The following is an 8,715-nucleotide window of genomic DNA, read 5'->3' on the forward strand; positions in this document are numbered from 1 at the left end:
CCGACCAGACCTGGGAGAACTTGCGCGTATGCTGGCGCGTCAAAAACTGGATAACCTGCTCGACCGCTTTGCCGAGATCGAACACCTCATGTCGGCCGGTCCCGAGCCCGCCGCCTATGTGAAGCTTTCGCGCGAATATGCCGGTCTTGAGCCGCTCGTCACCAAGATTCGCGCCCTTATCAAGGCCGAACAGGACCTGGAAGGCGCGCAAGCTCTGCTTTCGGACCCGGAAACCGACGCGGAAATGCGGGAGCTTGCGGAGTTGGAGCGCGACGAGTTGAGCGAGAGCGTCGAACAGCTTTCGCAGGACGTGCGGATCGGCCTTCTGCCCAAGGACGAAGCCGATGCCAACGATGCGATCCTGGAAGTGAGAGCCGGCACGGGCGGTGACGAGGCTGCCCTTTTCGCAGGGGACCTGTTTCGTATGTACCAGCGCTATGCGGAGCTGCAGGGCTGGAAAGTGGAAGTGCTGTCGGCACATGAGGGAGAAGTCGGTGGCTTCAAGGAAGTCATTGCATCTGTTTCCGGTGAAAACGTGTTTGCCCGGCTCAAGTTCGAATCGGGCGTACATCGTGTGCAGCGTGTTCCGGCAACGGAGTCCGGGGGGCGGATCCATACGTCTGCTGCAACGGTTGCGGTCCTGCCGCAAGCGGAGGATGTCGACATCGATGTCCAGGAAAGCGATCTTCGCATCGATACATTCCGCGCGTCCGGCGCCGGCGGCCAGCACGTGAACACCACCGATTCCGCGGTTCGGATCACACACGTTCCAACGGGCATTGTCGTTGCCGTTCAGGACGAGCGCTCACAGCACAAGAACAAGGCCAGGGCCATGCAATTGTTGCGGGCCCGGATCTATGACGAAGAACGCGAACGGGCTGCGAGTGAGCGCACGGAAGCGCGGCGTCTGCAGGTCGGATCGGGAGACCGGTCCGAGCGGATACGCACCTACAACTTTCCCCAGGGACGCGTGACCGACCACCGGATCGGATTGACGCTCTACAAGCTTGAACAGATCATCGCCGGTGATGGTCTCGGCGAGGTCATTGAAGCGCTGATCGTGGATCACCAGGCCAATCTGCTTGCTTCGGAAGACGCCTGACGATGCAGGCCGGGCAGATCTACCGGACTGTGCGGGACCGGTTCCGGGCCGCCGGACTGTCGTCAGCCGACATGGATGCCAGACTGCTGGTCGGGTCCGTTCTGAAAATGAGCCTGTCCGATCTTGTTCTCAACGACAGCCTGTTGATTGCCGGAGAGGTCATTCAGGAGATCCAGGACAAGGCAAGTCTTCGTCTAGATGGTATGCCTGTCGGACGGATCCTTGGCGAGCGGGAGTTCTACGGCCGTCGCTTCCGGTTGAACGAGGCGACCCTTGAACCGCGGCCCGATACGGAGATTCTCGTCGATGCAGTGCTTGAACGATCGTCCGCAGACCGACCGCTCCTGATCTGCGATGTCGGCACCGGATCTGGCGCAATCGCGGTCAGCCTTTTGGCCGAACACGAACAGTGCAGTGTGATCGCGATCGACCTTGCAGAGGACGCACTTGCCTGTACATGCGCGAACGCAAGACAGCACGGCGTGGGAGACAGGTTGTTTCCGCTTTGCGCGAACTATCTCACCACGCTTGCCACCGGCGATGAAGTCAGTCTTGACTGGATCGTCAGCAACCCGCCTTACATTCGCACCGAAGTGCTTTCAAAGCTTGAACCGGAAGTGATCCAGCACGACCCGATGCTTGCTCTTGACGGTGGTGAAAGCGGTCTTGAGGCCTTTGTCAGTATTGTTACGGATGCGGCGATTCTGCTGGCTTCAGGCGGGCGAATCGCTCTCGAAATCGGTTATGATCAGGCTGAGGATGTTGAAAAACAGTTGCGTCTTCATGGCTTTGGAGCGATTGAAATCATTAAGGATCTTGCCGGTAACGACCGTGTCGTTGTGGCGCGGAAGCAATAATTTGACTGTTTTGATCCAATCGCGAAAAAGCACTTGGAAATCGCAACGGAAACGGTTAGGTTCGACTTGCCGAGACCGGAGATGTTATCAGCGTTTAGCGGGGCATACGCATCCGGCAGCGTGGGAACGAGCGCACTTTCAGCGTGAAGGACGTCGCTGCAGATCGGGGTTTCCGTTGTTTCGGACTGTCGAAGAGAAAGACGAGAGCGCTGGCCATTGGCCTTTTAAGCGCTGCGTGTGTTTTCAATGACAGCCGCTAACCAACAGTGTTGGTTTCGGTGAGTATTTCGTATCGGTTTTAGGCAATTCCGATGTTGGGTCAGCGGTCAGCTGACCGCCGTTCCGCAAGAGAAAACGGCAGGATGAGACCAGGAAATCAAAGCAACAAGCGCATGCGAGGTCGGGGCCGCAAGGGTCCCAATCCGTTAACCCGGACTTACGAATCAAACGGTCCAGATGTGAAAATCCGCGGTACTGCGATGCATATTGCGGAGAAGTATCAGCAGCTTGCACGAGATGCTCAGGCATCCGGCGACCGAGTGATGTTCGAGAACTACAACCAGCATGCGGAGCATTATCTTCGCATCGTTGCCGCCGCGCAGCCGCAACAGCAGCCATCGGCACAACCGCATGGCCGCAACGAGGCGGAAGAGACTGCCGATGCAGCCGCCGCCAACGGTGCGGCACCGGTCAACGGCAGCGAGCGGCCGGCACCCGATCGCTCGGTGCCGGATGCAGAGGTTGTCGATGCCAACAGCCCGCAGCCCTTCATCGAAGACATGCCGGTGATCGATCAGGAAGGTCAGGTCAACGGGTCTGCACAGCAAGCCGATGGGGATGAGACCGGCGGGGAGGAAAAACCCCGGCGTCGGTCGCGGACACCCAGAACACGTGCTCCCCGGCGTGCCACTTCGGAGGCTTCGACCACCGATTCAGGCGAAGCTGTTCCGGAGGCGGATGCTACGCCTGCAGATGGCAGTGGCGACGAAGAGGCCAAGCCTCGCCGAAGGTCCACCAGGACCCGCCGGGCAAAGACATCCGAGGACACCCCGGCAGAGGCAGCAGCAGCTACCGAATAAGCGTTTCCGGAGCGTTGGAACTTAGAAAAAACGGCGTCCTGACGGGCGCCGTTTTTTTCGTTGTCGGTTTTCGGCGACAGGGCCTTTTGTGATGAAAATGCAACACTATATTAGGAGGGCAGTTTTCAAAAGACTGTACGGATGCCCGCATGAGGGGTCCGTATCCAACGACGTTCCCCACGCTTCGGGTGGTGCGAACGGGTAGGAGGTACCTAATGAACTTTGAAAAATACACTGAGCGCGCCCGCGGCTTTATTCAGTCCGCTCAGACCTTTGCGCTTGGGCGGGGGCACCAGCAATTTGCGCCCGAACATGTTCTGAAAGTGCTGCTGGACGATCCGGAAGGCATGGCCAGCGGCCTCATCGACCGGGCCGGCGGTCAGGCCAAGGCGCTGAAAGGCGATCTTGAGGGCGTACTCGACAAGATGCCGAAAGTGTCCGGCGGTTCCGGTCAGCTTTACATGGCCCAGGGAACAGCACGTCTGTTCGAACAGGCAGAAAAGATCGCGGAAAAGGCCGGAGACAGTTTCGTCACGGTCGAGCGGTTGTTGCTCGCCCTGGCTATGGATGGCGAGAGTGAAGCCGGCAAGCTGCTGAAGCGCCATGGTGTCACGCCGACCGGGCTCAACGAGGCGATCAATCAGCTTCGGCAGGGCCGTACGGCGGACAGTGCGACCGCTGAAAATCAGTATGAGGCCCTCAAAAAATATGCGCGCGACCTGACCGAAGTTGCGCGTGACGGCAAGCTTGACCCTGTCATCGGGCGCGACGAGGAAATTCGGCGCACCATCCAGGTGCTGTCCCGCAGAACCAAGAACAATCCGGTTCTGATTGGTGAGCCGGGCGTCGGCAAGACCGCGATCGCGGAAGGCCTGGCGCTCAGGATCGTCAACGGCGACGTGCCTGAGTCCTTGAAGGACAAGCAGCTGCTTGCACTTGATATGGGCGCGTTGATTGCGGGAGCGAAATACCGAGGCGAGTTTGAAGAGCGGCTCAAGTCGGTTTTGTCCGAAGTCGAGGCCGCTGCCGGCGGGATCATCCTGTTCATCGACGAAATGCACACGCTGGTCGGTGCAGGCAAGGCAGACGGGGCAATGGATGCCTCCAACCTTCTGAAACCCGCACTTGCGCGCGGCGAGCTGCACTGTGTCGGGGCGACGACCCTCGACGAATACCGCAAGCATGTGGAAAAGGACGCGGCGCTTGCCCGGCGGTTCCAGCCGGTGTTCGTCACCGAGCCGACTGTCGAGGACACGGTATCGATCCTGCGCGGCATCAAGGAAAAATACGAGCTGCACCACGGTGTGCGCATCACGGACTCTGCGATTGTTTCGGCGGCTAATCTTTCCAACCGCTACATCACGGACCGGTTTCTGCCGGACAAGGCCATCGATCTCGTCGATGAGGCCGCAAGCCGGTTGCGCATGCAGGTCGATTCCAAACCGGAAGAGCTGGATGAGCTCGACCGGCGCATCATTCAGCTCAAGATCGAGCGCGAAGCGCTGAAGGTCGAGAGCGATGAAGCGTCCCGCGACCGGCTTGGCAAGCTTGAACAGGAACTGACCAATCTGGAAGAGCAGTCCCAGGCGTTGACCAACCGATGGCTCGGCGAAAAGGAAAAGCTCAATCTTGAACAGAAGATCAAGGAGCAGCTGGAACAGGCGCGGATCGATCTGGAAATCGCACAGCGGCAGGGCGATCTCGCCAAAGCGGGTGAGCTGGCCTATGGCGTCATTCCGGACCTGGAACGCAATCTGACGGAGGCGGAAACGTCGGAAGACAAGGACGCCATGGTCGACGAGGCCGTAACACCGTCGCACATTGCCCAGGTCGTCTCGAAATGGACCGGCATTCCGGTTGACAAGATGCTCGAGGGCGAGCGGGAAAAGTTGTTGCGCATGGAAGATGTTCTTGCCGAGCGCGTCATCGGCCAGGCGGAAGCCATCCATGCCGTCTCGACCGCCGTGCGGCGGTCAAGAGCCGGACTTCAGGATCCCAATCGTCCCATCGGCTCGTTCATGTTCCTGGGTCCGACCGGCGTCGGCAAGACGGAGCTGACCAAAGCGCTGGCGAGTTTCCTGTTTGATGACGACAGCGCAATGGTTCGGATCGATATGTCCGAATACATGGAGAAGCATTCCGTTGCCCGGTTGATTGGCGCACCTCCCGGCTATGTCGGCTACGAGGAGGGCGGAGCCCTGACGGAAGCCGTCCGGCGCCGGCCCTACCAGGTCATCCTGTTTGACGAGATCGAAAAGGCGCACGGCGATGTCTTCAACGTGTTGCTTCAGGTCCTCGACGACGGTCGGTTGACCGACGGCCAGGGGCGTACGGTTGATTTCCGGAATACGCTGATCATCATGACGTCCAATCTCGGGGCGGAATATCTGGTCAACCAGCCGGAAGGGCAGGACAGTGACGCGGTGCGCGACGAAGTGATGGCGGCGGTGCGCGGGCATTTCCGTCCGGAGTTTCTGAACCGGCTCGACGAGATCGTCCTGTTCCATCGTCTGCAACGCTCGCAGATGGGCGATATCGTCAAGATCCAGCTCCAACGGCTGCGGACGCTGTTGGTCGACAGGAAGATCACGCTGAACCTGGACGACAGCGCGCTTGGCTGGCTTGCGCAGAAGGGCTACGACCCGGCTTACGGAGCCCGGCCGCTGAAGCGTGTCATTCAGAAGGATGTTCAGGATCCGCTTGCCGAAAAACTGCTGGCCGGCGACATTCTGGACGGACAGACCGTCAATGTCTCGGCCGGTGGCGACCGTCTGATCTTTCAGGTGGCCGGATCGGAAAGCGCTGCAGCCTAAGCTGCACGATCAGAGGATCAAAACAAAAAGCCCGCGGGAAAACGTCCCGCGGGCTTTTCTTTTTTGAAGAGATGTCAATTCAGTGCGGCGACACGGGACGGTTTGCGCGCGCGTTCCAGTAGTGTTTCCACCCGGTAGCGCTCGGTCTCGAAGTTTGTCCGTATCTCGCCTTCAAGCGTGCGCCCTTTCGGCAGCTTGATCCGCATCGGATCGACATAGCGGCCATTGACGAGGACCTCATAATGAAGGTGCGGTCCAGTCGACAGACCGGTTGATCCGACATAACCGATTACCTGGCCCTGGCTAACACGCGTTCCTTCACGAATGCCTTTGCCAAAGCTGGTCATGTGGCTGTAGGTGGTCACGTAGCCGTTGGTATGCCGCAATTCGACACGGCGACCATAGCCGGAAGCCCAGCCGGCCTTTATCACCTTGCCGTTGCCGGCCGCAATAATCGGCGTGCCCCGCGGTGCGGACCAGTCCACGCCGCGATGCATCCTGGTGTATTTGAGGATCGGGTGGCGCCGCATGCCGAATCCGGACCGGAACCTGCCGCCATTCACCGGTTTGCGCACCAGGAACTTTTTCGCGCTTTGACCGGACTCGTCATAAAAGTCCGTCACGCCGTCATCCGGTGTCCGGTAACGGTAGAACTCGCGCTTGGTATTGCCCGTGTTCAGCGCGGCATAAAGGATCTTCGGCGCCGTGTTCTCGTCGCCTTGCGTGAAAAACAGTTCCAGAGCGTCGCCCGGCTGAACGCGGGAATTGAAGTCGACATCAAAGGAGAACATGCGCACCAGATCATAGATGATCTCTTCGGGCATCTCCTGTTCCAGCGCGGTCTGGTAGAGGCTGTCATAGATGGCCGGCGTCGGTCCGCCATAAGATACGCGGTCCGCCTCGGCGAAGGCGTCTGCGAGGAAGGTGCTCGGTTCTTCCGCCCGCACATAATCACCATTGTCTGATCTTGCGACCGTCGCCTGGTGTTCGGTGTTGGTGTAGAGCGAAACCCGTTCGGGACGCATGCGTTCCAGGTTCTCCGGGGACGGCGCATAAGCGATGCGCAGGCGCTGTCCGTCCTGCAGTTCAGATATACCGAAGAGGCTGGCGAAAGCTGTCGTTATGCTCGCAGCCTCCGCTTCGTTTGCATCGTAGTCGCGGAGCAGATCAGGCAGAACCTGGTCATTCGTGATCGGCACGATGCTCTCTTCCATGCCGGCATAACGGATGTCCTCGTCTTTCTTGGAAACGAAGGAGACGTTTTCCGGCGTGATACGCACCGCGTATCGTTCAAGATCCGGCTGAAGCGCGAGATTGAAATCAAACCGTCCCGGGTCGACGAGCTTCTTGGCTGCCGTTTCTACTGAATTGAGAGCAAGGTTCCGTGCGATTTCACGTACGCGCAGTTCCACCTCGGTTTCAGACGGCGTCTCGTCAATGTCGATTTCAGGGCTGGAGACCGGGAAAGGCGCGAGACTGATGCTGACTTCGCTTTCCAGCTTTGCGCCGTAAATGGAATCTGTAACGACTGCCGTGCCGGTTTCATTGACATCAGCAGCTGGTGCGTCGTCCTGGTTGTCCGCGAACATGTTGAGCGGATTGAATTTCGGAATCTGGTCGGCGAGTTCCGGATCTTTCCGGGTCGCAAGCGACGCGCTGACAAAGACGTGGGGTTGAACACGGATATGATCCTTGTCTCCGATCCGGGAGACGACGTTCACATCGATCACGTGTTTGCTGGAGTATTCCGCTGCCGTCTTCAGGACCCGGTCGCCCTTGCTGCTGCCGCCGCTGCCGGTTGATGCGTCTGTGAAAAAGGCATCGGTTGAAGCCGCAGCTTCAACGCTGTACTGGCCATCGAGGGCCGCCATCAGGGCGCCGCCCATGAGAACAAGCGACGTCACGCCCGTGAGGACGCTGCCTGCAAGCCAGCGCAATGACACCTGGCGTCGGTCGGACATTCCGCTGCGGCCTTCGTAGCCGCGCAGGGGCGGTTCCTCGCCCAATTCGATGCGGAGGGCCTGTGCACTATGGAAAGGGCCAAAATGCATTACTACCTGTCCGGTCCCCTAAATTTCTGTAGCGGATCATTACCCATTACACACAGGTGGGAGGCGACCTGCCCGGCCATCTTAACTTCCCTGACCCTGCTTCATGCAGTGTTTGGCCTAAAACGTCAAATGTTTATGCGCCCCAGTCCCGACACGACATGCCCGAGAGACCGTGCCTAAATCGAGATTTTGACGGTTCTGTGATCAGCAGGTGTCCTTTGCACATTTCTGATGCGAAAGGATAAGATGCGATCGTCCGGCGGTGTCTTTTGGCGCATCTTATGATCTGAGCTGCTGTTTAGGGGCGAATATGCCTTCGGGCGCAGTGCGGCGTGTGCTTTTTGTGTGCAGCGCCCTAAATCGCATGGTGCAGCGCGTCAACTTTCGTGCGAATTTTGCCTTGAAATTCGGACCCCTGCGAGGGCTTTAAATCGAGGCAGATTTCGGAGTGCATCCGGGGCCTGTCTTTGTCTGGAAAGGGCGAATTTCCTTTCTTTAACAATCTGATTTCATTGCCTTTATTTTGCCGGTTCTTATTCTGTGAATCTTTTTTGACAAAGTCTGTTGACTCAGGTTGGGGCCATGCGTATAACCGCCTCCATCGACGGCGGCGCCGCCACTGTGCGCATCTCGCTGTTGACCTTACCGGACATCACAGTCGCAAAGACCTGGCAACGGGTTTGAGACTAGGCGTCTTTGGTTGAGCCGCAATGGCCGCATTCGTTCGATACGAATGGTTCTTTGACAATTTGGATATGAAGGAAGGGAAGCGTAGGCGGCGTTGGCCTTGCGATCCTCGGCTTAATTGCTGGG

Annotated in this window: 5 protein-coding genes; 4 read left to right on the forward strand and 1 reads right to left on the reverse strand. The window is 58.6% G+C overall.

Translation table 11 applies throughout. The features are described 5' to 3' along the window. Positions 1-28: 28 nt before the first annotated feature. The 4 genes from prfA to clpB all read left to right on the forward strand — a co-directional run bounded on the left by prfA (position 29) and on the right by clpB (position 5,851). Entirely contained in the window at positions 29-1,102 is a 1,074-nt protein-coding gene (gene prfA, locus RBB47_RS29480; protein ID WP_305989512.1) for a peptide chain release factor 1, read from the forward strand. A 2-nt stretch (positions 1,103-1,104) separates the two neighbouring features. Continuing rightward, positions 1,105-1,959: a peptide chain release factor N(5)-glutamine methyltransferase gene (gene prmC / locus RBB47_RS29485; RefSeq protein ID WP_305989513.1), complete on the forward strand. Its 855-nt coding sequence runs from the start codon at positions 1,105-1,107 to the stop codon at positions 1,957-1,959. Positions 1,960-2,351: 392 nt separating this feature from the next. Further along, on the forward strand, positions 2,352-3,038 hold the full coding sequence (locus RBB47_RS29490) for a DUF4167 domain-containing protein (protein ID WP_305989516.1): 687 nt from the start codon (positions 2,352-2,354) through the stop codon (positions 3,036-3,038). Between the two features lie 215 nt (positions 3,039-3,253). Then, complete coding sequence (gene clpB / locus RBB47_RS29495; protein WP_305989514.1) at positions 3,254-5,851, forward strand: ATP-dependent chaperone ClpB; 2,598 nt, start codon at positions 3,254-3,256, stop codon at positions 5,849-5,851. A 74-nt stretch (positions 5,852-5,925) separates the two neighbouring features. Here the strand turns inward: clpB and RBB47_RS29500 are convergent, their stop codons facing one another. Next, entirely contained in the window at positions 5,926-7,902 is a 1,977-nt protein-coding gene (locus tag RBB47_RS29500; protein WP_305989515.1) for a M23 family metallopeptidase, read from the reverse strand. Between the last annotated feature and the right edge of the window lie 813 nt (positions 7,903-8,715).

Origin of the sequence: Roseibium sp. MMSF_3544 (assembly GCF_030732845.1) — a bacterium.
In the GTDB taxonomy this organism is placed as follows: domain Bacteria; phylum Pseudomonadota; class Alphaproteobacteria; order Rhizobiales; family Stappiaceae; genus Roseibium.

Bases quoted from the DNA above. Each gene is read 5' to 3' on its own strand.
- prfA (WP_305989512.1), top strand. From the start codon at position 29: ATGCTGGCGCGTCAAAAACTGGATAACCTGCTCGACCGCTTTGCCGAG.
- prmC (WP_305989513.1), top strand. From the start codon at position 1,105: ATGCAGGCCGGGCAGATCTACCGGACTGTGCGGGACCGGTTCCGGGCC.
- RBB47_RS29490 (WP_305989516.1), top strand. From the start codon at position 2,352: ATGCGAGGTCGGGGCCGCAAGGGTCCCAATCCGTTAACCCGGACTTAC.
- clpB (WP_305989514.1), top strand. From the start codon at position 3,254: ATGAACTTTGAAAAATACACTGAGCGCGCCCGCGGCTTTATTCAGTCC.
- RBB47_RS29500 (WP_305989515.1), bottom strand. From the start codon at position 7,902: ATGCATTTTGGCCCTTTCCATAGTGCACAGGCCCTCCGCATCGAATTG.